Source organism: Azospirillum mesophilum, from assembly GCF_053470405.2.
Genome location: NZ_JBPXMQ020000017.1, coordinates 81,366 through 104,104, shown reverse-complemented (window position 1 = coordinate 104,104; position 22,739 = coordinate 81,366). Strand labels below are relative to the sequence as shown.

Annotated in this window: 23 protein-coding genes; 14 read left to right on the top strand and 9 right to left on the bottom strand. The window is 67.5% G+C overall.

From position 1 onward, the window contains the following. The first annotated feature begins 12 nt into the window (after positions 1 to 12). Positions 13 to 594, top strand: coding sequence for an NAD(P)H-dependent oxidoreductase (locus ACSVC7_RS17925; protein WP_448205676.1), 582 nt, complete (start codon positions 13 to 15; stop codon positions 592 to 594). A gap of 65 nt (positions 595 to 659) precedes the next feature. Here ACSVC7_RS17925 and ACSVC7_RS17920 read toward each other — a convergent pair whose 3' ends face one another. From ACSVC7_RS17920 to ACSVC7_RS17910, 3 genes are read right to left on the bottom strand one after another with little or no spacing between them, the layout of a single operon-like run. Next, complete coding sequence (locus ACSVC7_RS17920) at positions 660 to 1,760, bottom strand: SbmA/BacA-like family transporter (RefSeq protein WP_448205675.1); 1,101 nt, start codon at positions 1,758 to 1,760, stop codon at positions 660 to 662. Positions 1,761 to 1,768: 8 nt separating this feature from the next. Then, complete coding sequence (locus tag ACSVC7_RS17915; RefSeq protein WP_448205674.1) at positions 1,769 to 2,296, bottom strand: EF-hand domain-containing protein; 528 nt, start codon at positions 2,294 to 2,296, stop codon at positions 1,769 to 1,771. A gap of 11 nt (positions 2,297 to 2,307) precedes the next feature. Continuing rightward, a complete protein-coding gene (locus ACSVC7_RS17910; RefSeq protein ID WP_448205673.1) occupies positions 2,308 to 2,499 on the bottom strand; it encodes a hypothetical protein in 192 nt (63 codons plus the stop codon). Positions 2,500 to 2,989: 490 nt separating this feature from the next. Between ACSVC7_RS17910 and ACSVC7_RS17905 the strand changes: the two genes are divergently transcribed. The 7 genes from ACSVC7_RS17905 to ACSVC7_RS17875 all read left to right on the top strand — a co-directional run bounded on the left by ACSVC7_RS17905 (position 2,990) and on the right by ACSVC7_RS17875 (position 10,087). Next, complete coding sequence (locus tag ACSVC7_RS17905) at positions 2,990 to 3,556, top strand: Hsp20/alpha crystallin family protein (protein ID WP_448205672.1); 567 nt, start codon at positions 2,990 to 2,992, stop codon at positions 3,554 to 3,556. A gap of 64 nt (positions 3,557 to 3,620) precedes the next feature. Next, positions 3,621 to 4,124 (top strand): BCAM0308 family protein, encoded by a 504-nt coding sequence (locus ACSVC7_RS17900; protein ID WP_448205671.1) that lies wholly within the window; start codon positions 3,621 to 3,623, stop codon positions 4,122 to 4,124. A 44-nt stretch (positions 4,125 to 4,168) separates the two neighbouring features. Further along, positions 4,169 to 4,447 (top strand): DUF2267 domain-containing protein, encoded by a 279-nt coding sequence (locus ACSVC7_RS17895; RefSeq protein ID WP_448205670.1) that lies wholly within the window; start codon positions 4,169 to 4,171, stop codon positions 4,445 to 4,447. Between the two features lie 13 nt (positions 4,448 to 4,460). Beyond that, a complete protein-coding gene (locus tag ACSVC7_RS17890; RefSeq protein ID WP_448205669.1) occupies positions 4,461 to 5,801 on the top strand; it encodes a nicotinate phosphoribosyltransferase in 1,341 nt (446 codons plus the stop codon). Positions 5,802 to 5,905: 104 nt separating this feature from the next. After that, positions 5,906 to 6,118 carry a hypothetical protein gene (locus tag ACSVC7_RS17885; protein WP_448205668.1) on the top strand — a complete coding sequence of 71 codons (213 nt, stop codon included), beginning with the start codon at positions 5,906 to 5,908 and terminating at the stop codon, positions 6,116 to 6,118. 27 nt (positions 6,119 to 6,145) lie between these two features. Continuing rightward, positions 6,146 to 8,785 (top strand): cation-translocating P-type ATPase, encoded by a 2,640-nt coding sequence (locus tag ACSVC7_RS17880; protein WP_448205667.1) that lies wholly within the window; start codon positions 6,146 to 6,148, stop codon positions 8,783 to 8,785. Positions 8,786 to 9,103: 318 nt separating this feature from the next. Further along, entirely contained in the window at positions 9,104 to 10,087 is a 984-nt protein-coding gene (locus tag ACSVC7_RS17875; protein WP_448205666.1) for a ribose-phosphate diphosphokinase, read from the top strand. A 260-nt stretch (positions 10,088 to 10,347) separates the two neighbouring features. On the opposite strand, the gene ACSVC7_RS17870 is transcribed toward ACSVC7_RS17875, so the two are convergent. The 6 genes from ACSVC7_RS17870 to ACSVC7_RS17845 form a co-directional block, all read right to left on the bottom strand. Further along, on the bottom strand, positions 10,348 to 11,313 hold the full coding sequence (locus ACSVC7_RS17870) for an AMP-binding protein (RefSeq protein WP_448205665.1): 966 nt from the start codon (positions 11,311 to 11,313) through the stop codon (positions 10,348 to 10,350). A gap of 616 nt (positions 11,314 to 11,929) precedes the next feature. Continuing rightward, the gene (locus ACSVC7_RS17865) at positions 11,930 to 12,079 is read right to left on the bottom strand and encodes a hypothetical protein (protein WP_448205664.1); all 150 of its coding nucleotides are present in this window, start codon (positions 12,077 to 12,079) and stop codon (positions 11,930 to 11,932) included. Between the two features lie 124 nt (positions 12,080 to 12,203). Next, complete coding sequence (locus ACSVC7_RS17860; RefSeq protein ID WP_448205663.1) at positions 12,204 to 12,761, bottom strand: OmpA family protein; 558 nt, start codon at positions 12,759 to 12,761, stop codon at positions 12,204 to 12,206. A 536-nt stretch (positions 12,762 to 13,297) separates the two neighbouring features. Continuing rightward, positions 13,298 to 13,639 carry a hypothetical protein gene (locus ACSVC7_RS17855; protein WP_448205662.1) on the bottom strand — a complete coding sequence of 114 codons (342 nt, stop codon included), beginning with the start codon at positions 13,637 to 13,639 and terminating at the stop codon, positions 13,298 to 13,300. 88 nt (positions 13,640 to 13,727) lie between these two features. Continuing rightward, a complete protein-coding gene (locus tag ACSVC7_RS17850) occupies positions 13,728 to 16,262 on the bottom strand; it encodes an arylsulfatase (RefSeq protein ID WP_448205661.1) in 2,535 nt (844 codons plus the stop codon). A gap of 46 nt (positions 16,263 to 16,308) precedes the next feature. Continuing rightward, positions 16,309 to 17,391 carry a formylglycine-generating enzyme family protein gene (locus ACSVC7_RS17845; protein WP_483508482.1) on the bottom strand — a complete coding sequence of 361 codons (1,083 nt, stop codon included), beginning with the start codon at positions 17,389 to 17,391 and terminating at the stop codon, positions 16,309 to 16,311. Between the two features lie 70 nt (positions 17,392 to 17,461). On the opposite strand from ACSVC7_RS17845, the gene ACSVC7_RS17840 reads away from it, so the two are divergent. The 6 genes from ACSVC7_RS17840 (at position 17,462) to ACSVC7_RS17815 (ending at position 22,739) form a co-directional block, all read left to right on the top strand. After that, the gene (locus ACSVC7_RS17840; protein WP_448205659.1) at positions 17,462 to 17,719 is read left to right on the top strand and encodes a hypothetical protein; all 258 of its coding nucleotides are present in this window, start codon (positions 17,462 to 17,464) and stop codon (positions 17,717 to 17,719) included. 680 nt (positions 17,720 to 18,399) lie between these two features. Next, positions 18,400 to 19,035: a hypothetical protein gene (locus ACSVC7_RS17835; protein WP_448205658.1), complete on the top strand. Its 636-nt coding sequence runs from the start codon at positions 18,400 to 18,402 to the stop codon at positions 19,033 to 19,035. A 119-nt stretch (positions 19,036 to 19,154) separates the two neighbouring features. Next, positions 19,155 to 20,591: a DUF1254 domain-containing protein gene (locus ACSVC7_RS17830; RefSeq protein ID WP_448205657.1), complete on the top strand. Its 1,437-nt coding sequence runs from the start codon at positions 19,155 to 19,157 to the stop codon at positions 20,589 to 20,591. A 93-nt stretch (positions 20,592 to 20,684) separates the two neighbouring features. Further along, a complete protein-coding gene (locus tag ACSVC7_RS17825) occupies positions 20,685 to 21,590 on the top strand; it encodes a DUF2092 domain-containing protein (protein WP_448205656.1) in 906 nt (301 codons plus the stop codon). Between the two features lie 16 nt (positions 21,591 to 21,606). Continuing rightward, positions 21,607 to 22,374 (top strand): hypothetical protein, encoded by a 768-nt coding sequence (locus ACSVC7_RS17820; RefSeq protein WP_448205655.1) that lies wholly within the window; start codon positions 21,607 to 21,609, stop codon positions 22,372 to 22,374. Positions 22,375 to 22,406: 32 nt separating this feature from the next. Beyond that, positions 22,407 to 22,739 (top strand): hypothetical protein, encoded by a 333-nt coding sequence (locus ACSVC7_RS17815; RefSeq protein ID WP_483508480.1) that lies wholly within the window; start codon positions 22,407 to 22,409, stop codon positions 22,737 to 22,739.

Genomic DNA, 22,739 nt, shown 5'->3' with positions numbered 1-22,739 from the left:
GGGAGGAACGCCATGAAGCACGTCGTCGTTTTCGCGCACCCGCGTTCCGGCAGCTTCATCCGGCAAGCGGCGGGAGCCTATGTGGACGAGCTGGAGCAATGCGGGCACGAGGTGATGGTGCGCGACCTCTACACCATGGGCTTCAACCCGGTGCTGTCGGAGGAGGAGCTGGCCGGCACGGCTCCCGTGCCCGAGGACATCCGGACCGAGCAGGACCTCATCACCGCTTCCCAGGCGATCACCTTCCTGTTCCCGATCTGGTGGGCCGGCATGCCGGCCATGCTCAAGGGCTATGTGGACCGGGTCTTCACCTACGGCTTTGCCTGGGAGGTGAGAAAGGAGGAGGAGATCGAGGGCAAGCTGCGCGGGCGCAAGGGGCTGATCGTCACCAGCTCCGCGGCCCCCATGGCCTATCTGGAGGCGACGGGGGAGATGCGGGCCTTCACGGTCACGCAAGACGCCGCGATCATGGGCCTGTGCGGCATCGCGGTGGTCGAGCACCTGCATTTCGACGATCTGGGGCCGCACACCACGCCGGAGCAAATCGACGACGACATCCGCCGCGTCCGCAAGGCCGTGTGCGACCATTTCTGAGCGCAACGGCACCTTTCAGGCGCATCGGCAACAGCGCCTTTCAGGCGCGGCGGCAACAGCGCCTTTCAGGCGCGGCGGGCGGTGTCGTCCACGCAGCCCTCAAGCTGGCGAAGCGCGTCCCGCAGGCCGAGCACGCGTTCGACCGAGGCCTTCCATTGGGCGACGGTCGCCAGATTGTCGATGGGCCAGGACAGCGCGGCCACGGTCTGCTGGAACGCCTGCACGGTCTGCATCAGCACGCCCAGCGTGATCGTCCCGGCGATGTAGCGCGGCGCCGCCACCAGGATCGGGAAGGCGGCGGACAGCACGGTGTAGGAGGCGCTGAAGGTCATCACCGTGACCAGCGCGTAGGTCTGCTTGTCCCAGCCGCCGCGCACGCCACCGAACAGGCCGGACAGGCGGTCGCGTTCGCCGGGTTCGCCGTGCAGCAGGGCGATGTTCCGCGCGCTCTCCCGCGTTCGCGCCAGGCCGAAGCGGAAATCGGCCTCGCGGGCCTGACGCAACTCGACCGCGCGCACCAGGGGGCGGCCGATGATCATGGCGACGGTGGTCCCGGCGGCGGCGAAGAGCAGGGCTGCATAGAGGAGATGGCCGGGAATGACGACCGTGACGTCGGCCACCGTAACCTCCGCCGTGCCCGACAGCATCCAGAGGATGTTGGCGAAACTGATCAGCAGGAGGATGCAGTAGGTCAGCGAATGGCCGAGGTCGATGGCGAGTTCGGTGACGATGCGGATGTCCTCGGCGATGCGGCCGTCCGGGTTGTCGAGATCCCCAGCCATCCCGGCAAGCCGATGCTCCCGCCCGTCCGCCAGCCAGGAGTCCAGAAGCGCCTGCGTCAGCCAGGCCCGCCAGTCAATCTGCAGCCGCCGTTTGACCCGGAGATGCGCCACCGTCACGGCGATGCTGAAGGCGATGATGCCCATGGCCGCCGCGCCCACGGCCAGGAGGCGGTCCATGAAGCGCTGCTCCAGCGCGTCGAACATGCGCAGGCTCCACAGATTGATCAGCACGGGAACCAGCACCTGCGCCATGGTCAGAATCAGTAGAGCGGCGGTGAGGAGGCGGGCGGGCCACGCCCCCGGTCCGGACCAGTAGCCTCCGGCAAGGCCAAGGAACCGTCCGCCGAAGCCGAGCGCAGTCTTGATGGGTGCCGCCGCCACCATGGCTCAGGTCAGCGTGGAGCTTGCGGCAACGGGGCGGCCAGCTCTCCCAAGGAGAGGTGGCCGTCGCAATTGATGTCGCGCAGTTCCATGACGGTCGCGACGGTGACGCGGGCGAACTCGTCGGTGGTCAGCACGCCGTCGCCGTTGCGGTCGAGCTGTTGGAAACGGGCCGTGCGGACCTGGGCGATGCGTTGCGGCGCGCCGGGCCGGTTGCCCACGGGGCCGAGCGGCGCGCTGATGAACTCCTGAAGCGAGACCTTGCCGTCCCCGTCGGTGTCGAACAGGCGGAGAACCTGATCCTGGCCGGCGGTCAGCTCGTTGGCGGTGAGCGTTCCGTCGTGATCCCGATCCAGGGCGGCGAACGCCTGGGAGACGGGGGCGGTCGGCTGGGCACCGGGCGCCTCCGCGCGGGCGGCCGTTCCAGCCGGTGCCGGGGTTCCGGTCTCGCAGGCGGCGTGCGACGGCGTCTGGCAGGCGAAGGGGCCGGCGGACAGGAGAACGGCGACGGAGATGCTGATGAAGCGAGGCGATGCCATGGGCAGTCTCCTTACGGCTGGCTGGCCGCTGGCCGGGCGGCATGTTCCTTCGCGGCCTCGTCCAGCAGGCGGACGTCGTCGTCGTCGAGCTGGCGGAAGTCCTCGTAGAAGGCGCCGATGGCGCCGAATGGGGACGGCACCTGTAGGCAGACGACCTCATCGGCTTCGGCCTGCAACTCGGACAAGGTGTCCAGTGGCGCCACCGGCACCGCCTGCACCAATCGCTTCGGGTTCGCGCGGCGCACCGATCTTGCGCACGAGCACGACATCGAGCGGCGCGTTGAGCGCCCGCGCCACCTCCAACCCCACCGCGACACCGCCGCGCGGCAAGGCGCCGGCCAGCGTCGGTCCGATCACGGAACCGGAACGGCAGGCTTGGGCCGCCGAGCTTGGGCCGCCGATGGCTTTTGATCCGGGCATCGTGACGTGCTCCCTTCCTGGTCGGAAACCACCTCATACCTCATGCTTCCCGGTGCTTGGTCTGGCCTTGCGTGCCACAGCGTGACCTGTTTACGCGCGCTTCCGGTGGGCTCTCTTCACACAGGTTAAGACGGCCTCCGGGAACAGGAGGTGACGTTACCTCCTCATCGTTCGGCCGCGGCTTGGGGCTGCTTGATCCAGGTTAACGTGGGCACGGGGTATCGGGGCGATACAGAAGCCGTCACGCCCGCTCTCAAGGAACAGGAGGCATCCATGGCCGAAACGAACGTGACGGAAAAGCCCAAGCAGGAGGTCAAGCAGGAGGTCGCCTCCACCGGCGCGGCCGCCAAGGAGATTGCCGAACGCAACCGGCATCCTCTTTTGGCTCTGCGCGACGAGGTCGACCGGCTGTTCGACGAAGCCTCATCAATGCTCCGCTTCCCCTGGAGCCGGCGCTCGCCGTTCGACCTGGAACCGTTGCTGCGCACCGACATGGAAGCCATGGCCTTCGCGCCGCCGGCCGAGGTCGATGAGCGCGAGGGCGAATATCGGGTGACCATGGAAATGCCCGGCATGGACGAGACGTCTGTCGAGGTCGGTATTCAGGACGATGTCCTCTCCATCCGGGCCGAAAAGAACGAGGAAAAGGAGGAGAAGGGCACCAACCGCTATTTCTCGGAGCGGCGCTACGGCCTGTGCGCGCGGTCGTTCCGCCTGCCCGCCAACGTGGACCGCGACCGCATCACCGCGTCCATGAAGAACGGCGTCCTCATGGTCACGCTGCCCAAGACCGGGCCGAGCCAGCCCGGCAAGCGGAAGATCGAAATCGCCGGCCGCTGAGGGTCACTGGGCCGGGGAGTGCCGGGCTTCTCCGGCACGTCCCGCCTTCATGGGTGAGGTTACCATGCGCGAGCAATCCAGGGACCACCATCCGCACCCGGTCCGGCGCGACCGGCTGCTCCAGGAACACATGCACGATCCGTACAGGCAGGCGGGCAAGACATCCGACCCCGGCGTCTGTCCGCAATGCGGCGCGGTCTATCGTGATGGACGCTGGACGTGGGGGCTTCGCCCGATCGAGGCCGTCGAGGCGCTGTGCCCGGCCTGCCATCGCATCAACGACCGCTATCCCGCCGCGACCCTGTCGCTGACCGGCGGGTTCATCGCGGCGCATCAGGACGAAATCCTGGCCGCCGTCCGGCACCAGGAGTCCCTGGAAAAGGCCGAGCATCCCCTGCACCGGATCATGGACATCAAGGGGCGCGACGAGGACATCACGGTCACCACCACGGACATCCATCTGCCCCGCCGCATCGGCGAGGCCCTGCACAGCGCCTACGGTGGCGACCTCGATCTCCATTACGACGAGGGCGAGTATGCCGCCCGTATCTCCTGGCGGCGCGACTGAACGGCGTGCCATCCGCTGGCCCCATCCGCCGAAGGGAGTCTTCCATGAGCACGGCCTGCCTGCCCATCTTCGATGAAACCCTCCATCTGACGAACAGCCGGTTGAAGGAGTTGATGGAGCGGCTCCACAAGGACGACCGCAAGCTGGAGCATTTCTACGACGTGATCCTCAGCGAGATGCACGGCTACCCGGAGCCGGACCCGGCGCGTCTCAGCGCCGCTGTGTTCGACCTTCCGGCCGCCCACATTTCGGTCGAGGAGGTTGAGAAGGTGGCGCGGTCTCTGCCGCGCGACGTGCGCGACCTTTGGAGCATTTCGTTCTAACCGCGCCGGAACGATGCCACACGACGACAGCCTTCTGCTGACCGACTATTACCAGCTGGCGATGTTCCAGGCCTACGCCGAGCATGGCCTGACCGAGCCGGCCTCGTTCGAGCTGTTCGTGCGCACGCTGCCGGCCGGGCGAAACTTCCTGGTCGCCGCCGGCCTCGAACAGGCGGTCGCATTCCTGGAAGGCGCCCGCTTCGAGGCGGAGGAGCTTGCGTGGCTCCGCGATCACGGGGGCCTTTCCGAAGCGGCGGTTGCGGAGCTTGCCGTGTTCCGCTTCACCGGGGATGTGGACGCGCTTCCCGAGGGGACGGTCTTCTTCGCCAGCGAACCCATTCTGCGGGTGACGGCGCCCCTGCCTCAGGCGCAGCTCGTCGAAAGCCGCCTCATCAACCTGATCCACCTGCAGACGGTGATCGCGTCGAAGGCGGCGCGGCTGGCGCTGGCGGCCCGTGCCCACCCCCTCGTCGATTTCGGGCTACGGCGCGTCCACGGCGCCGAAGCCGCGCTGCTGGCGGCGCGGGCGAGCTATCTCGCCGGGTTTGCTGGAACGGCGACCGTGTCGGCGGCCATGCGCTTCGGCATCCCGGTCGTGGGAACGATGGCGCACTCCTTCATCCAGGCACACGGCAGCGAGATGGAGGCGTTCCGCAACTTCGCCCGCTCCCGTCCGCGCAACCTCGTTCTGCTCCTGGACACCTACGACACCAAGGCCGCCGCGCGAAAGGCCGTCGCCTTGGCCGGGAGCCTGGCTGCCGAGGGCATCCGGCTCGACGGCGTGCGGCTCGACAGCGGCGATCTGGCCGCGCTTTCCCGCCGGGTGCGGGCCATCCTCGACGACGGCGGCCTGACCGGCACCAAGATCATTGCCAGCGGTGCCCTGGACGAGGCAACCGTCGCCGCCCTGGTCGATGGCGGGGCGCCCATCGACAGCTTCGGCGTCGGAACCAGCCTGACGACCTCCAGCGACGCGCCGGCGCTCGACTGTGCCTACAAGCTCGTCGAGTACGCCGGCCTTCCCCGGCGCAAGCGGTCGACGGGCAAGGCGACATGGCCGGGGCGCAAGCAGGTCTTCCGGCGCTATGATCCCGACGGACGGATCGAAGCCGACCGGCTGTCCGTCACGGGCAGCGGCGAACCGGGCCGGCCTCTGCTGGTGCCGGTGATGCGGGCTGGCCGCCGTGTGGCCCCTTTGCCGGGCCTCGATGTGATCCGGACCTATGCGGCGGCGGAACTGGCCACATTGCCCGATCCGTTGCGCGGCTTGGCGGGCTGCGCCCCGCTGACGGTTGAGATCGCCCCGATTCTGGATCGCCTCGCCCAGGAGGCGGATCGCCTCACGGGTCCTTAACCGAGATTAAGGCGCATCGCCGGGCCTTGCCGCAAGATTCCGGCCGGATCGGCGCATCGGTGTGTTTCGAATTGGCGGGTGGTGTCATGGGGTCTTGCCTGCACTTGAACTACATCGTGGAACCACAGCGGGAGGCGTGGACCGTGCGGATGCAGGGCGGCGATTGCGGCGGGGCCTTTCGCTCCCGGCGTGAGGCGCTGCAAGCGGCCCTGCACGACGCAGAGCGCGTGTGCGACCTCGGCCATCAGGTGCAGGTGTTCGCCCGCCGCACCGACGGCAGCCTGAAACGGATTGCTCGGCGTCCCTCCATCCAGTGACCAACCGCGCGCCGCGCCGGAGGAGTCATGCGGATACAGACGCTTTCGGTGCAGCAGGCGTTATCGAGCCTGCGCAGCGGGTCGGCCGGGCTCACCGACGCGGAAGCCCTCCGGCGTCATGGCCGGTTTGGGCCCAACGTCGTCAAATCGGTCCGGCGGCGCTCCTTGAGCGAACGCTTTCTGCGCAGCTTCACGCATTTTTTCGCGGTGCTGCTGTGGATTGCCGCGGGACTCGCCCTGATCGCCGAGATCCACCACCCGGGCGGGGGCATGGGCGTGCTGGCCGCGGCCATCATCGCGGTCATCGTCATCAACGGGCTGTTCAGCTTCTGGCAAGACCACAAGGCGGAGCGGGAACTGGCGTCGCTTGCGAAGCTGCTGCCGCAACGGGTCAAGGCGGTGCGCGACGGGGCCGTCGCCGTCCGCGAGGCGGCCGATCTGGTGCCGGGCGACCTGATCCTGTTGGCCGAGGGCGACCGCGTGCCCGCCGACGCGCGCGTGATCGACGCGCAGGGCCTGCGGGTCAACACCTCCACGCTGACGGGCGAAGCCAACCCGGTGTCCCGCGACGCCGAGCCGACCGAGGAGCGCGACCACCTCCTGGCGCACAACCTCGTGCTGGGCGGCACCACCGTGGTGGCGGGGGAGGGGCGGGCGGTCGTGTTCGCGACCGGGGCGCACACGGAGTTCGGCCGCATCGCCCGCCTGACCCAGGGCGAGGAACGCGAGCGCTCGCCCCTGCTGGCGGAGATCGCGCGGGTCAGCCGGATCATCGGCATCCTGGCGACGGTGGCCGGCGTCGCGCTGGCCCTGATCGGGATGCAGGCCGGACTGCCGCTGTGGTCGGCCTTCGTGTTCGGCATCGGCGTCATCGTGGCGAACGTGCCGGAAGGGCTGCTGCCCACGGTGACCCTGGCGCTGGCCATGGGTGCCCGGCGCATGGCGAAGCGCAACGTGCTGATCCGCCATCTGCCCGCGGTGGAGACGCTGGGCTCCGCCACGGTCATCTGCACCGACAAGACCGGCACGCTGACGCAGAACCGCATGGCGGTGAAGGCGACGCATGGCGTTCCGGAGGCGCTGGCCGCCGTGGAGCGCCACTGCCACACGCTGAAACGCTCCGACGGCGGCTGGCTCGGTGACCCGATGGAGGTCGCGCTCGTCGAGCACGCCGGGCCGGGCACGCGGCACCCGCTGGTCGGAGAGATTCCCTTCGACAGCGAGCGCAAGCGGCTGTCCACCCTGCACGATGCACCGAAGGGCCGCGTCGTCCACACCAAGGGGGCGGTGGAGACGGTGCTGCCGCTGTGCAGCCACCTTGCCGACGGCTCGGGGGTGGTGCCGCTGGACGACGGGCGGCGGGCCGACCTGCTGCGGCTGCAGGAGGACATGGCGCGCCGGGGCCTGCGCGTGCTGGCGTTGGCGTGGCGTGACGGGCCCGATCCCGCCGCCCCGGAACGCGCCCTGATCCTGGCCGGTCTTGTCGGCCTGGAGGACCCGCCCCGTCCAGAGGTGCCGGACGCCATCGCCAAGGCGCGCGCGGCCGGCATCCGCGTCATCATGATCACCGGCGACCATCCGCACACAGCGCTGGCCATCGCGCGGGAAATCGGGCTGGTGCGGGGCCCGGAGGTGGAGATCGTGACCGGCGACCGGCTGCGGGCCATGTCCGACACCCACCTGATGCTGGCGCTCGACGCCGACGACATCCTGTTCGCCCGCATCGGCGCCGACCAGAAGCTGCGGGTCGTCCAGGCCCTGCAGCGGCGAGGCGAGATCGTCGCGGTGACCGGCGACGGGGTGAACGACGCGCCGGCCCTGAAGCAGGCGGAAATCGGCATCGCCATGGGGCGGGCCGGCACCGACGTGGCGCGGGAGGCCGCCGACATGGTGCTGCTGGACGACAACTTCGCCAGCATCGTCCGCGCGGTGGAGGAGGGGCGGGCGGTCTTCGCCAACATCCGCAAGTTCATGACCTACATCCTGGCCTCCAACGTTCCCGAGCTGGTTCCCTACCTTGCCTTCGGCCTGTTCGGCGTGCCGTTGCCGCTGACCGTCATCCAGATCCTGGCGGTGGACCTGGGCACCGACATGATGCCGGCCTTGGCGCTGGGGGCGGAGCCGCCGCACCGGGCCGCCATGACACAGCCGCCGCGATCCCGCCGGCAGAGTCTGCTGACGGCGGGGCTGCTGGTGCGGGCCTATCTGCTGCTCGGCCTGTTCGAGGCGGCAGCCGCCCTGTCGGCCTATTTTGCGGTGCTTCATGCCGGGGGCTGGTCGTTGGGGCAGAGGCTCGACGCCATCGACCCGCTGTACCGGCAGGCGACGACCGCCTGTCTGGCCGCCATCGTGGTGGCGCAGGTCGTCAACGTCTTCCTGTGCCGCAGCGAGCGGGAGTCCCTGTTCGACCGAAGCGTGCCGCGCAACCGCTTCCTGTGGTGGGGCGTGGCGGCGGAGGCCGGGCTGATCCTTCTGGTCGTCTACACCGGGATCGGCAACCGGCTGTTCGGCACCATGCCATTGCCCGGATGGGCCTGGCTGCCGGGGTTGCCGGCGGTGATCGGCATGGTCCTGGCCGACGGGCTGCTCAAGCGGGTGCGGCGGGTGGCCGGGCGGCCCCGGCGGACGCTGGGCGCCCTGGAGGCCGCGAAAAGGCGGGGCTCTTAACTTGGTTTAAGGCCGGCGCCGCGTCCGGGGCGCAGGGTTGTCCCAGCCTAACTGCAAAGAGCCTAACTGCAAAGACGCCCGCTTTCCGCGCATGTCGAGGTGCTGCACGCCTTCGCCGGATACCAAGGGAGCAAGGGCCGGTCGGCGCGGCGCTGGCCGCCACGGCGACGGAGCTGAACGCCGGGCTGCTGGTCATGGGCGGCTACGGGCACAGCCGCCTGCGCGAGGTGGTCCTGGGTGGGGCGACCCGGCACATGATCAACACCCCGGTCGATTGCGCGGTGCTGCCGGCCCATTGACGGGACGGGGAGGTTCGCCATGGGTAGCGACGATATTGCGCTGTTCGACCTGGACCCGGGCTGGGGGCACGGGCGGATGGTCGCGGAATACCTGGAAGTGCCGGTGTGCCCCCATGAGGAACGGCCCTTCGAGGACGGTGAGTTCAAGATCCGCCCGCTGGTCGGGGTGCGCAACAAGGACGTCTATGTGGTGCAGTCGCTGCAAGGCGATGCCGCGCGCAGCGTGCACGACAAGCTGTGCCGGCTGCTGTTCTTCATCGGGGCAGTCAGGGACGCGTCCGCCGCGCGGGTCACCGCCGTCACGCCCTATCTCGCCTACGCGCGCAAGGACCGGCGCACCAAGCCACGTGATCCCGTGACCGTACGCTATCTGGCGAGCATGCTGGAGGCGGTCGGCCTGGACCGCATCGTCACGGTGGACGTCCACAACCTCGCCGCCTTCGAGAACGCCTTCCGGTGCCGGACGGAGCACCTGGAAGCGCGCCCGCTGTTCGTCGAGCATCTGATGCCGCTGGTCGACCACGACGACCTGTCGATCGTCTCGCCGGACGTGGGCGGGGTCAAGCGGGCCGAACGGCTGCGCGAGTCCCTGGCGCACGCCCTGAAGCGCGACGTCGGGCTGGCCTTCATGGAAAAGACGCGCAGCAGCGGCGTGGTCCGTGGCGACACGCTGGTCGGCGACGTCAAGGGCCGGGCGGTGGTGATCCTGGACGACCTGATCAGCACCGGCACCACGATGATGCGCGCCGCGTCGGCCTGCCGTGCGGCGGGGTGCGGTCCGGTCTTCGCCGCCGCCACGCACGGGGTGTTCGTCGGCGCCGCCGATGTCGTCGCATCCCCGCTGTTCGACCGGATCATCGTCACCGACACACTGCCGCCGTTCCGTCTTCCCGATGAACTGCTATCCCGCCGCGTGACCGTGCTGGGCATTGCGCCCCTGTTGGGGGAAGCCATTGCCCGCATTCACGCGGGCGGCTCCATCAGCGAGCTGCTCGCCGATTGAGCGCTGCCGGGATGCAGGGATCGACATCTCGACGGTGCAGCTGGACAGGGACGGGTCCGGCTGCACCGCCCGCACGGGTGATGCCGCCATCGGACAAGTGCACCGACACGTCTCCGGCGCCGAGGCCAGGCAGTTCCAGGCTGATCTCAAGGTCGTCGTGGTATTCGATGACGTCCGCGTCCACCATCGTGTGGCCGACGATGGTTTCGTCCGGAATTGGGGTTTCGTCCGGAATTGGCCTGATCGCGGAATGCCGGTGTTCAGCCGCAACGCTCGTGGTCCGTTTGGGGGGTGGTCGGGTCGGGGATCAGGCGGCGCTTCAGGATCTTGCCGATCGCGGAGGTCGGCAGCGTGCCGCGGAACTCGATCCGCTGCGGCTGTTCGAAGCGGGACAGCCGGTCCGCCAGGAAGGCGCGCAGATCGTCCACCGAGAGCGTGGCGTCGGGCGTCCGGACAACGAAGGCCGTGACCACCTGGCCGCGCACCGGGTGCGGCTCCCCGATCACCGTGGCGTCCGTGACCATCGGGTGCTGGCGGATCGCCGCCTCGACGGCGCGGGGATAGACGTGCTGCCCGCCGGTGACGATCAGGTCCTTCAGCCGGTCCACGATGTGCAGATAGCCGTCCTCGTCCAGGAAGCCGATGTCGCCCGTGTGCAGGTGTCCGCCGGCCATCGCCTCCGCCGTGGCCGTGGCGTCGTTCCAGTAGCCGGCCATGAACTGCGGCCCGGTCACGCAGATCTCCCCGATCCGGCCGAGCGGTTGCGGTGTGTGGCGGTCCTCCAGCGAGACGATCTCCACCACCGTGCCGGGCAGGGGCAGTCCCGCCGCGCCCGGCTTGTTCAGGCCCCGGAACGGGTTGCAGGTGACCACCGGGGACGCCTCCGTCAGGCCGTAGCCTTCGGCCAGATAGGCGCCGGTGATTTGCTGGAAACGCTCCAGCCACAAGGGCGGCAGGCTGTCGCCGCCGGACACGCAGAGCCGCAGCGACGAAAGGTCGTAGCGATCCAGGCGGGGAAAGGCCGCAATCGCCTGGAACAGGCGTGGCACGCCGCTCAGGATGGTCGGCCGCTTGCGCTGGATGGTTCTCAGAATCTCGCCCACGTCCACGCGCGGCAGCAGGATCAGTTCCGCCCCCAGCGCGAGGCCGAAGTTCATCACCCCGGTCATGCCGAACACGTGGAAGAAGGGCAGCACCGCCGCGTCGCCGCGCGGGGCCAGGGCCACCGGACGGCAGCGGCCGTCGTTGGCGAGCAGGCGGCGGAAGGGGACATGACGGCCGTCCCTCGGGACTGTCGCGGTAGAACTCCGACAGGGCGTTGCCGAGCAGCGTCACGTCGGCGTGCGTCAGCGCGTCGGCCCGGATGCGCTCGTCCAGGCGGTGTTCGGCCGGCAGGCGCACCATCCACACCAGCCAATCGACCGCATCCTCTGGCCGCCCGTCCGGCCCGGCGAACAGGCCGACGACCCCCAGATAGACGCGGGGGGCGAGCCGACGGTTCAGCGCGACCTCCGTCAGGCAATTCGCCCGGCGGGCGGCGAGTGTCGAAAAGTTCAGGTAGGACAGCCGCTTCGGCTTCTTCAGCTTGTAGGCGTGCCGGTCGGTCAGGAAGACCCAGGACAGGCGCGTCTCCACGGCCTGCACCCGACGCGGGCGTTTCGGGCAGGCATCGGGATTCCGCAGGAAAGCGACCTTCGCCGTCAGCGGCATGCCGGCCTCCTCCGACTTTGCCTCGCTGGACTGCCGCTCGTTCACGGATCAATGCCCCATCAGCATCGGCATGTCGGCGTGGGTCAACATGTACCGCGTGGCGCCCCCGAGAGCGTGCTCGAACAGTGCCCCCTACTCCGGGAGGCGGTCGCCGACGACCACATCGAGAGCCTTGACGTTCTCGATCAAGTTCTCGGCCAAGTTCTCGGCCAAGTCCTCGGCGACCGATGCAATGTTCTCCCCGACGATCCAGACACCATCCGCGGCCGCACCCTGTTCCATTGGTGGCCGGCGTTCGCCTGCCCCCCCAAATGCCAACAACAGAAGCCTTCTGGTGCCGTCGGTATGACAGGCGGGCGGATTTGGTCTTGTCGGCTCCGGGTCGTCAAGTTCGGCGGAACAGTGTTCAACTGGCGGTCGTCACCTCCACACGGCGGTTCTTCGCCCGACCTTCCGGCGTGTCGTTCGGCGCGATCGGGTTGCCATCGCCGTATCCCCGCGCCTGAATCATATCCGGATTCACGCCCTGCGAGATCATGTATCGCATCACCGCTTCGGCGCGCTTTTGCGACAGTTCCTGGTTGCTGGCAACGCCCTGACGCTTGAGTTCCGCACCAATCGGCTTGTTGTCGGTGTAGCCGTTCACCACCAGCTTGCTTTGCTGCTCCGCCGCCAGTTTCTTGGCAAAGTCAGCAATGATATTCTCGCCCCTCTTGGTCATCTGCCAACTGCCGGGTTTGAAGAGCAGGTCGGAGTTCACCGTGTAGGCGATGGCCCCCTGCAGCCGGGAGACCTGTTCCTGACGAGCGGCAGCCTGCTGTCGGAGTTGCTGGTTCTGCGATTGCAGTTGTTGGTTCTGAGCTTGCAGCTGGTCATAGGCGCTTTGGGACACGCATCCGCTCAGCACCAGAGGCGACAGCACCAGCCCGGCCATCAACCGGGGACGCAGCGAGATCTTCAGCATCTTGCGGGCCTTTCGTTCGTGGTTTCGTCAGGTGAGAAACTTGATGGTACTTTCATTGTCCACGCGGTCTGCCGCCCAGCATGATTGGGCCACATCGAACTCATGGCGTCGTTATCGTGCCCGGAAAGACGCGCACTCCGTCGTCCCCCGCTCCGCGCCGCGCCCTCTGTGTCTGGGTAGGGCCGGTGGTCGGTGGCGCCGCGCTCGTTCCGGACGCGTTGGCGCCGGTGTCCTCCGTTGACGTGCCGCTTGTTCCGGACGGAACCGTCCCTGTTTTGCCGGTCGTTGCGTCCGGGCTGGAATCGAACCAGGAGTTCGTGTCCGAGCACCCCGCCAAGCCTCCCAGCACCAGCATCGAGGCGCCGGCGATCATTGATCGTTGCATCGTCGTCTCCTTTCCGAGGTCTCCTTTCCGGGGGGTCATGCGGGGCCACCCGTACGCGGGGGCATGCCCCGTAAGTCTGTTATCCGCCAACGTGCACTTGAACTGACCGTGTCGCCTTACGCTCCACCGTTTGGCGCCGTGGAAGCGCCGATCAACCGGACGGTTCGGGCATGTGGGCACCGTCCCTCGCGTACATTTGCCGGGGGGAGCAGTCCGCGTTCAACTGCACCACGATGGCCCCCGGCTGATCCCTCAGCTTCACCCAGGCGTCGTAACCGACGACGTCGCCCCGACGGGCGTCGCGGTAGAGGCCATAGGTGAGGCCCTGGACGTCGGCCATGGGAATGCGGGCGCCGGCCAGCGACGAGGCGACCTGCGGATTGCATTGGCTGGCGGACAGCCGGTCCAGAGTTGCGACCGCTCCCGGTTCGGGAGGGGCCTGACGGGGCTGTTCGAAGCCGGTGGCCATGTTGGTGCAGGCGGTCAAGAGCATGGCCAATGCCGGAAGCACCGGTCCAAAACGTCCATGGCTCATATCGTCGCCTCCCTTCCCGGCGCGCCTCGGTGTTCCTCGTCCGCCATCATTCGCTCATCCGGTTGTTGCGCTGCGCCTCCATCAGACGCTGTTCGTCCTCGCGCGTCAGCTTCGGCCGGTCGAGTTTGAGCGTCAGCTTGTCGATCCGACCGTCGAACCGGAACGGCACCTGGTAATCCCGATCGTCCACCGGGGTTCCGGTGTCGGATCCGATGTCGAAGGATTCGTCCCATTGCAGGAGAACCGGAATCGTCCGTTCCATCCTTTGTGTGGCGACGGGGCGGCCGTCCACGGACAGCACGCCGGTGCCGCTGCGGCCGAGGCCGCTGCTGTCGTTGAACGCCAGCGTCGCGAAGCCGAGCCCGTCGTACGTGAAGTCGAACGTGACGGTGTGCTTGCCGGGCGACAGCGGCTCGGCACCTTCCCAGCGGACCCGGGCAAGGTCGACCAGGTTCCAGACATACACGGGCTTGCCCTTCAGGAGGTAAAAGCCCCAGCCGCCGAACCGGCCACCCTGCGTCGCCAGCATGCCGTTGCCGCCGCCCTCCGGCACCTCCACGTCGGCCGTCATGGTGTAGGACGTGCCGAGGAGTTGTGGCGCATCGCCCATCGGAATGCCCGTGAGTTCACCGGTGTAGGTGAATTCGCTCCGGCCCGCCGTCACGCTCGGCCGCGGCATCACCGCCCGCGTCGCGACGGTGTTGTCGAGCGGAAACACTTGGTTCTTCGTGGCTTCCGCCACGAACAGCGCCTGCAATTCCTTCAACTTGTCCGGGTTGGAGGCTGCAACGTCGTCGTTTTGCGTCCAGTCCTTCGTCAGGTCGTAGAGTTCCCACCGGTAGCTGTTCATCACGTCGGGATCGAGGATGGCGGTCAGCTTCCAGGGGGGATTGATCGGCAGCGTGTTGGCGTACCAGCCGTCATGGTAGATGCCGCGATTGCCGAAGATCTCGAAATACTGGGTCTGGTGCCGTGTGGGCGCGCCGGCGTTCGCCTTGTCGAAGGTGTAGGCCATGCTGACGCCCTCGATCGGCTTCTGGGCGATGCCGTCGACCATCACCGGGGCCGGGATGCCGACGGCGTCCAGGATCGTCGGCACGATGTCGATGACATGGTGGAACTGGTTGCGGATGCCGCCGGGGTCGGCGATGTGGCCCGGCCATGCGATGGCCATGCCCTGCCGCGTGCCGCCGAAATGCGAGGCGATCTGCTTCGTCCATTTGTAGGGCGTGTCGAAGGCCCAGGTCCAACCGACGGCCATGTGGTTGTAGGTCTTGTCCGAGCCCCAGGCGTCGTAGAAATACTTCAGCTGGTCGGCCACCGAAACCTCGGCGCCGTTGAACTGGGCGATCTCGTTCGGTGTCCCGTTGGGCGTGCCCTCGGCGCTGGAGCCGTTGTCGCCGCTGATGTAGATGACCAGCGTGTTGTCGAGCTTGCCCATGTCCTCGACCGCCTGGATGACGCGGCCGATCTCGTGGTCGGTGTAGGCGAGATAGGCGGCGTAGACGTCGGCCTGGCGGATGAAGAGCTTCTTCTCGTCCGCCGACAGCGTGTCCCAGTTCTTCAGCAGGTCGTCAGGCCATGGCGTGAGCTTCGCGTCCTGCGGGATCACCCCCAGGCGCTTCTGGTTCTCGAAGATCTGCTCGCGGAGCGCGTTCCACCCCTTGTCGAACAGATGCATGTCGCTGATCGTCTTGATCCATTCCGGCGTGGGATGGTGCGGCGCGTGGGTCCCGCCGGGGACGTAATGGACGAAGAACGGCTTGGCGGGATCGACCTCGTTCAGCATGCGGATGTGGGCGATGGCGTCGTCGGCCATCGCCGTGGTCAGGTTCCAGCCCGGATTGCCGACGTAGGGTTGGATCGGAGTGGTCTGGCGGAACAGGTTGGGCTGCCACTGGCTGGTGTCGCCGCCAATGAAACCGTAGAAATACTCGAAGCCCATCCCGATCGGCCACTGGTCGAAGGGGCCGGCCTGGCTCGCCTGGAAGGCCGGCGTGTTGTGGTCTTTGCCGAACCAGGAGGTCGCATAACCGTTGTCTTTCAGGATGCGTCCGATGGTCGCCGTGTTCCGCTTGATGATGCTGTCGTAGCCGGGATAGCCGGTGGACGTTTCGGTGATCTGGCCGAAGCCAGCCGAGTGATGGTTGCGCCCGGTGATGAGCGCGGCGCGCGTCGGCGAGCACAGGGCCGTGGAATGGAACTGCGTGTAGCGCAAGCCGTTCCTGGCGATGCGGTCGAGCGCCGGTGTCGGGATGACGCCGCCGAAGGTGCTGGGCGCCCCGAACCCGACGTCGTCCGTCATGATGAGCAGGATGTTCGGCGCGCCCTTCGGCGGCACCACGCGGGGCGGCCAGTAGGGCTTGGACTGGGCGGCGTTGAAGTTGATCTCGCCCCCGAACGGCACCGGCGGGTTGGGAAGGTAGCGGCCGTCGAGGGTGATCGTGGCGTCCGGCGCACCCGGCGCACCGCTCGCCTGCTGCGCGACGGCACCCGCCACCGTCACGGGGACAAGCAGGGAGGCGGCGAACAGACACCCCAACACGGCAACGGCACGGCGGTTCGGCGTTGGAAGCTTCATCGGTGGCCTCATCGTGTCTGACGTCGTTGATGGCGCGTGGCGGGGTTCAGGGGCCGGCCCGGTGCGGCCAGACCATCTGCGGCCCCACCATGTCGGGCGTGGCGACGAGCCGGATGCCCACGTTGGGCAGGCCGCTGTCCGGAGAAACCTTCATCCGCGCGGCCGCGCGATGGCTGAAGCAGAAGGCCTCCGTGCACAGGAAGGACCCGCCGCGGATCACGCGCTTGGGCGCGAAGGGTTCGTCCGGGTCGAAGCTGTCGGACGGACCGGTCGGGTTGTCGGCCACCGCACCCTGCTTGGCTTGGCGGCGGTAGGAGTCGGGCCGGTACCAGTCCGCGGTGAACTGCCAGACGTTGCCGGCCATGTCGTACAGGCCGAAGCCGTTGGGCGGGAAGGAGGCGACCGGCGCCGTGCCCTTGAAGCCGTCCTCGCCGGTGTCCGCCGCGGGAAAGGTGCCCTGCCAGACGTTGGCCATGAGGGCGCCGTCCGGCCGTTCCTCGTTGCCCCAGATAAAGCGCGTGCCGTCCAGGCCGCCGCGCGCGGCGTACTCCCATTCGGCTTCGGTCGGCAGCCGCTTACCGGTCCAGCGCGCGTAGGCGACGGCATCCTCCCAGGCCACCTGCACGACGGGATGGTCGTCCTTGCCCGCGATCGAACTGCCGGGTCCCTCCGGGTGGCGCCAATCGGCGCCCGGCTGCCACGCCCACCAGCGGCTCCAGTCGCTGAGCGGCACCGGGCCTTCGGTCGGCTGGAACACCGCCGACCCCGGCACCAGCACATCGTCCGGCGGCTTCGGCGTTCCCGGAGGAAGCTGCGCCTTGAGGTCCTCCCAATCGGGCTTCCGCTCGGCGATGGTGACGTAGCCCGTCGCCTCGACGAAGCGGCGGAACTGGGCGTTGGTGACGGTGGTCGCGTCCATCCAGAAGCCGTTCACGCGAACGCGGTGCGCCGGGCTCTCGTCGTCGCGTCCCTTGGGGTCGTCGCTTCCCATGGTGAAGGTGCCGGCCGGAACCCAGATCATGCCGGGAGGCGCTGACGACGGCGGCGACGAAGCGTCTGCCGGTGCGTGCTGAAGCGCGAGCACGCCCGCCAGGATCACGCCGGTGGCGACGGCACCGAACAGGACCAAAAGCGATCGAGAGGTTTGCTGCCGCCCGCTGTGTCGAATCGGAACGCCGTTCCGGTCGGCTGACCCTGGAATGCTCATGTCGGCACCGTGCTTCGTTGCTGTCGATTTCGTCATGGCGCGGCACGCACGCGATGCGGGATTTCTTCAGACGAATACCCGCTTTTCAGAGCAATATTCTTTGAACGTACGGATAGTGATCTATCCAGAAAGAGATTTGGAACGAGTGCTGAAGGGCCTTCCCAGGATTGCCCAGGGTGGTGTGTCTCTTCTGTACGGTGTCTATCTGGCCGTTGTGTTGTCTGCCGTGCTGCGTCTGCTGCACTGGTGACCACGGTTTGCCTTGGGTTCTACCGCAGAGACATATTCCGGTTAAGGTTGGTACGGTAACCTGGGCGTTGTCTTCGCCCCGCTCGTCGCCTCGTTCGCACGCTTCACGCTGCGCTGCGCTGTCCACCGCACTGCGGCGCGTGTTCCGGCGCTGTTACCGTATCTTGTTACCGTATCCAGAATTTCAGAAGTGCAGTCGTCAAAAATATGCAGTATAGGCGCAAAGTTTTGAGGGAACACTGAAGTAATTAATTGCCTCATGACTTCGTATAACCGATATTGCGCCTATCAGCGCAATGACGATTGGCGCAAAGAACATTGCATTTTCGAGTTTTGCAAATCAACACAACGCCTTAATCATGCAGCATCACTTCTAAAAATCAGCTTTTTGAGCGCTTGCCCCGCAGCAGATCGTGGGCGCCGGGGGACGGGATGTTACCGTAGAGTCCTTTCCGGCACGGCCTGCCCGGACTAAACGGAAACCCTCCGCAGACGCCGCTTCTCTCACGTTTTCTTTCCGCAAACTTGTCGGGCGGCGGTTGCCGTCCGTGGTCCGACAGCCGCCGCGCGGAGACGTCATCCTGCGTTCTTGTCCGTACGGCATCGTCCGTACGGCGGGATTGCCCCAGGACAAATCAGCCCCCCAGGACAAGTCAGCCCAGGACAAATCAGGAGGAAATCATGACCCGTCGCGCCGTCTTCCCGGCTGTCTCCCCGAAGGCTACCGCTGCAGCGGTTGCGCTGATCGGCGGTGTGCTCCTGTTGCCGGCGGTCGTGCCGCAGGCGGCGGCGCAAGGCAGGCCCGTCCTGACCAACGCCGTACCGGAAAGCGAGGCGGTCACGATCCACGCCAAAATCACCGCGCTCGATCCCGCCACCCGGAAGGTGACGCTCACCGGCCGGTCGGGCGCGCCCGTCACGGTGACCGCCGGGCCGAACATCCGCCTGGAGATGCTGAAGGTCGGGGACATCGTCGACGCGCAATATTACCGCTCCGTGGCTTTTGTGGTGTCCCAACCCGGGGCTACGGCGCCCGAAGACGAGATCCAGCAGGCGCTGGCGCGGCCGGTCGACGCGCCGGGCGGCATCACGATGAAGGTGACGCGGGTCAGCGGGCTGGTGGTCGGGATCGACCTCGGCGCGCACAGCGTGGACCTCGTCAATCCGGAGGGTGGGGAAGTCTTCACCATGAACGTGACCAATCCCGAGCGGCAGGCGAAGCTGCCCATGCTGAAGGTCGGCGACACGATCACGGCGGTGATCAGCGAAGCGCTCGCCGTGTCGGTCCAGCCCGCGAAGAAGGGCCTGTTCGGTTAGGCTGTTCGTCCGGCGCGCCTCCCTCCCAGACATCAGCACGTCGATTTCGCCTGGAGGAAGGCGCGCCGGGCATGACCCGCTTACACCGCCTCCAACGCAGCCCCCCGGGAGACAGAGCCATGACCATCACGCGCCGTGCCGTCACTGTCGGCGGATTGGGCCTGCTGGCCGGGACGTCCTTGAATTCAGCGGCCCTTGCACATTTCGGCGAAGCCTTGATGAGTCCGATCGAGGGCTTGGAAGACTTCTGGCTTGCCACGGACGCCTATATTTTCGGATACCCGCTGGTGACCATGGAAATGACCCGCCGGGTCGTGACCAACGTCGCGGCTCCGGAAGGCGGCCGTGCGCCGATGGGCCAGCTGATCAAGCTGCGCCAGTATCCAAATGCCTCGTTCCGCGACGTCACGGCGCCGAACGCGGACACCCTCTACACGGTCGCGTTCTTCGACGTCGGAAGCGAGCCGTGGGTGCTCAGCATCCCCGACATGAAGGACCGCTATTTCCTCATGCCACTCCTGGACGGGTGGACCACCGTGTTCCAGTCTCCGGGCAAGCGCACGACGGGAACCGGCGCGCAGACCTACGCGATCACCGGGCCGGAGTGGAAAGGCACGCTGCCGCCCGGCGTCACGGAGTACAAGTCGCCCACCAACATGGTCTGGCTGCTGGGCCGCATCTATTGCACCGGCACGCCCGAGGACTATGCCGAGGTGCACGCCCTGCAGGACCAGGTCAAGCTGTACCCTTTGAGCGCTTATGGAAAGCCGTACACGCCGCCACCGGGCAGGGTTGATCCGTCCATCGACATGAAGACGGCCGTGCGCAACCAGGTGAACCGGTTGGACGCCATCGCCTACTTCACGCTACTCGCGCAGCTGATGAAGACCAACCCGCCCGCTCCGGCGGACGCGCCCGCACTCGCACGGTTTGCCAGGATCGGCTTGGTGCCGGGCCAGGATTTCGATGCCAGCAAGCTCAACGCCGACTTCGTCGGGCGCATTCCGCCCATCGCGTACGACCGGATCATGCTCCAGTTCAAAATCAACGATGAGATGAAGCGCATCAATGGCTGGAGCTATACGACGAAGACGGGAACCTACGGCACCGACTACCTGATGAGGGCGCTCGTCACGGCCATCGGCCTTGGCGCCAACCTTCCTCAGGACGCCGTGTACCCGACGTCGCTCAAGGACGCCAGCGATGACGACTATGACGGTGCGAACAAGTATGTCATCCGCTTTGCTCCAGGCCAGATGCCCCCAGCGCAGGGTTTCTGGTCGCTCACCATGTACGACGCCGACTTCTTCTTCGTCGCCAACCCGATCAACCGCTATTCGATCAGCGAACGGCAGAACTTGAAACGGAACGCCGACGGGTCGGTGGTTCTCTACATCCAGAAGGATTTCCCTGGGCCGGAGATGGAGTCGAATTGGCTGCCGGCACCGTCCGGCAAGTTCTGTCTGATGATGCGGATCTACTGGCCGAACGAGCACGACCCGTCGATCCTCGACGGCACCTGGACCATTCCGCCCGTCACGAGGGTGGAGAGCTGATCGACCCGCACCCGGGTGTGCCGTGGTGCCGTGATCGAACGGGACAGCCGCGACACCGGAAACCCGCTTACCCGCTTGGATGATGGAGCGGCCATGCATTCGCCAGATCACTCACGTTGCCGGAACGCAGCCTCCGCGGCCATCGTCGCGGCGGTTTCGGCGTTCCTCGTCCTGAGTGCCGGACGCGCCGCGCCGGCGCAGCCGTCCCAGCCGCCATCCGCACAGACCGGTACCGCACAGCCCGGTTCGGCCGCTCCGGAGGGCCGGCCGGGGTCCGCGGCGCCCGATCTCGGGCTTCAGCGGACGCTGGAACCGCGCGCGGTGGAGTTGCTGAAGGCGATGAGCGAGCGGCTTGCCGCCGCGAAGACCCTGTCCTTCACCATGGTGGCTGCCTACGAAAGCCCGGCACGGACCGGCCATCCGCTGCTCTACATGACGCGGTCCGACGTGACGGTGCAGCGCCCGGACAAGCTGCGGGTCGTGACGCCGGGGGACGGCCCGCCGTCGGAGTTCTACTACGACGGCAAGACCATGACGGCCTACGCCCCCAACGAGCAACTCGCCGCGGTGGCCGAGGCTCCGCCGACAATCGACGGGATGCTGCGGGCCGCCTACGAAAGCGCCGGGATCTATTTCCCCTTCACCGACTTCATCGTGGCGGACCCATACAAGGACGTCGAAGGCGACCTGAAGCTGGCCTTCGTGGTCGGGCAATCGGGTGTCGTCGGCGACACCACCACCGACATCGTCGCCATCGCCAGCGACACCATGCAGGCGCAGATCTGGATCGGCGCCGACGACAAGCTGCCCCGCATGATGCGGGCGACCTTCTTCAACGATCCAGGCGGTTTCCGGCACGCCGCCATGTTCTCGGACTGGCGTCTCGACGCCCCCGTTCCCGCCGACGCCTTCACCTCGGCGACGGCGGCAACCGCATCGCGCATCGCGTTCTCCCACCCCGAGGCCAAGGCGCCCGAGCAACAAGCCGGGCAACGCTGAGGAGGAGGCAAGCATCATGAACAGGATCATCACCAGCCTGTCCGGCCTTGTGATTCTCATGGGCTCGGCGCAGCCGGCCGCCGCGTGGGGGCACGCCGGCGCCTGGGGCGGACACGTCTCGGGCGGTGGGGGGAGTTGGCATGCGGAGGGGGCGCGCGGTGGCGAGGCCTCCGGCGGCGAAGGGGCGTGGAGCGCCACCGGCGCCCGTGGCGGCACCGCATCGGGCGGCGAAGGCTCCTGGCACGCGACCGGCGCCTATGGCGGGACGGCGTCGGGAGGAGAGGGCTCCTGGCACGCCACGGGGGCCCATGGCGGCACCGCGGCGGGCGGTGAAGGAGCCTGGCACGCGACCGGTGCCTACGGCAACACGGCGTACGGCGGTTACGGCCATTACGCCGGCGGCTATTACGGCGCCTATCACCCGCCAACCGTCGTGAACAGCTATTACGGCGGCGGCTGCTACAATTGCGGCGGCTGGAACACCGGCGCCGCGGCGGCGGCCGGGGCGGCCGGCGGTCTCGCCGTGGGCACGGCCGTCGGAGCTGCGACGGCCAGCGCCGCATCCGCCAATGCCGCCGCAGCCAATGCCAACATGGCCGCCGCCAACGCGGCGCGCGCGGCGGCGCCCGTCTATGTGATCGGCGACGTCTATCCAAGCCTGCCCGGCGGCTGCGCGTACCGTACCAACGCCGGCCAAAGCTATTACCAGTGCGGCGGCACCTGGTTCATGCCTTTTTACGGCGCCAACGGCCTGTATTACCGCGCCGTGCCGGCGCCCTATTGAGCGGCCCTGAACGAACGGACGGGAGGACGGATATGGGCAGACTGGGCATGGTGTTCACCGCCGCGGCGGCCATCGTGGCGGCCGGTTGTCAGAGCCAGAACGAGGTTCTGAACGACGACGAAGCGATGGCCACGCAGACGGCGCTGCGACGGGCGCAATTCGAAATGGGATGCCCGCAGGCGACCGGCTCCATCTTGTCGCGCAACCTGCTCCAGCCAGCCATGTGGCGTGGGTTGGAGCGCGCGGAATACACCGTCGGCGTTTCCGGCTGCGACAAGAAGGCGGTGTATGTCGTCGTTTGCCAGATCGGCTCACCGTCCTGTTTCGCCGCCGACTCCCGGGGCGGGCGCGCCCTTCCGCCCTGA

Excerpts from the sequence above, each read along its gene's own strand:
- ACSVC7_RS17865 (WP_448205664.1), bottom strand. The coding sequence starts at position 12,079 with ATGGAACAGGGTGCGGCCGCGGATGGTGTCTGGATCGTCGGGGAGAAC.
- ACSVC7_RS17920 (WP_448205675.1), bottom strand. The coding sequence starts at position 1,760 with ATGGTGGCGGCGGCACCCATCAAGACTGCGCTCGGCTTCGGCGGACGG.
- ACSVC7_RS17895 (WP_448205670.1), top strand. The coding sequence starts at position 4,169 with ATGAGCACGGCCTGCCTGCCCATCTTCGATGAAACCCTCCATCTGACG.
- ACSVC7_RS17880 (WP_448205667.1), top strand. The coding sequence starts at position 6,146 with ATGCGGATACAGACGCTTTCGGTGCAGCAGGCGTTATCGAGCCTGCGC.
- ACSVC7_RS17830 (WP_448205657.1), top strand. The coding sequence starts at position 19,155 with ATGACCATCACGCGCCGTGCCGTCACTGTCGGCGGATTGGGCCTGCTG.
- ACSVC7_RS17890 (WP_448205669.1), top strand. The coding sequence starts at position 4,461 with ATGCCACACGACGACAGCCTTCTGCTGACCGACTATTACCAGCTGGCG.
- ACSVC7_RS17875 (WP_448205666.1), top strand. The coding sequence starts at position 9,104 with ATGGGTAGCGACGATATTGCGCTGTTCGACCTGGACCCGGGCTGGGGG.
- ACSVC7_RS17850 (WP_448205661.1), bottom strand. The coding sequence starts at position 16,262 with ATGAAGCTTCCAACGCCGAACCGCCGTGCCGTTGCCGTGTTGGGGTGT.
- ACSVC7_RS17835 (WP_448205658.1), top strand. The coding sequence starts at position 18,400 with ATGACCCGTCGCGCCGTCTTCCCGGCTGTCTCCCCGAAGGCTACCGCT.
- ACSVC7_RS17815 (WP_483508480.1), top strand. The coding sequence starts at position 22,407 with ATGGGCAGACTGGGCATGGTGTTCACCGCCGCGGCGGCCATCGTGGCG.
- ACSVC7_RS17860 (WP_448205663.1), bottom strand. The coding sequence starts at position 12,761 with ATGCTGAAGATCTCGCTGCGTCCCCGGTTGATGGCCGGGCTGGTGCTG.
- ACSVC7_RS17900 (WP_448205671.1), top strand. The coding sequence starts at position 3,621 with ATGCGCGAGCAATCCAGGGACCACCATCCGCACCCGGTCCGGCGCGAC.
- ACSVC7_RS17855 (WP_448205662.1), bottom strand. The coding sequence starts at position 13,639 with ATGCTCTTGACCGCCTGCACCAACATGGCCACCGGCTTCGAACAGCCC.
- ACSVC7_RS17840 (WP_448205659.1), top strand. The coding sequence starts at position 17,462 with ATGCTCATGTCGGCACCGTGCTTCGTTGCTGTCGATTTCGTCATGGCG.
- ACSVC7_RS17825 (WP_448205656.1), top strand. The coding sequence starts at position 20,685 with ATGCATTCGCCAGATCACTCACGTTGCCGGAACGCAGCCTCCGCGGCC.
- ACSVC7_RS17915 (WP_448205674.1), bottom strand. The coding sequence starts at position 2,296 with ATGGCATCGCCTCGCTTCATCAGCATCTCCGTCGCCGTTCTCCTGTCC.
- ACSVC7_RS17925 (WP_448205676.1), top strand. The coding sequence starts at position 13 with ATGAAGCACGTCGTCGTTTTCGCGCACCCGCGTTCCGGCAGCTTCATC.
- ACSVC7_RS17820 (WP_448205655.1), top strand. The coding sequence starts at position 21,607 with ATGAACAGGATCATCACCAGCCTGTCCGGCCTTGTGATTCTCATGGGC.
- ACSVC7_RS17905 (WP_448205672.1), top strand. The coding sequence starts at position 2,990 with ATGGCCGAAACGAACGTGACGGAAAAGCCCAAGCAGGAGGTCAAGCAG.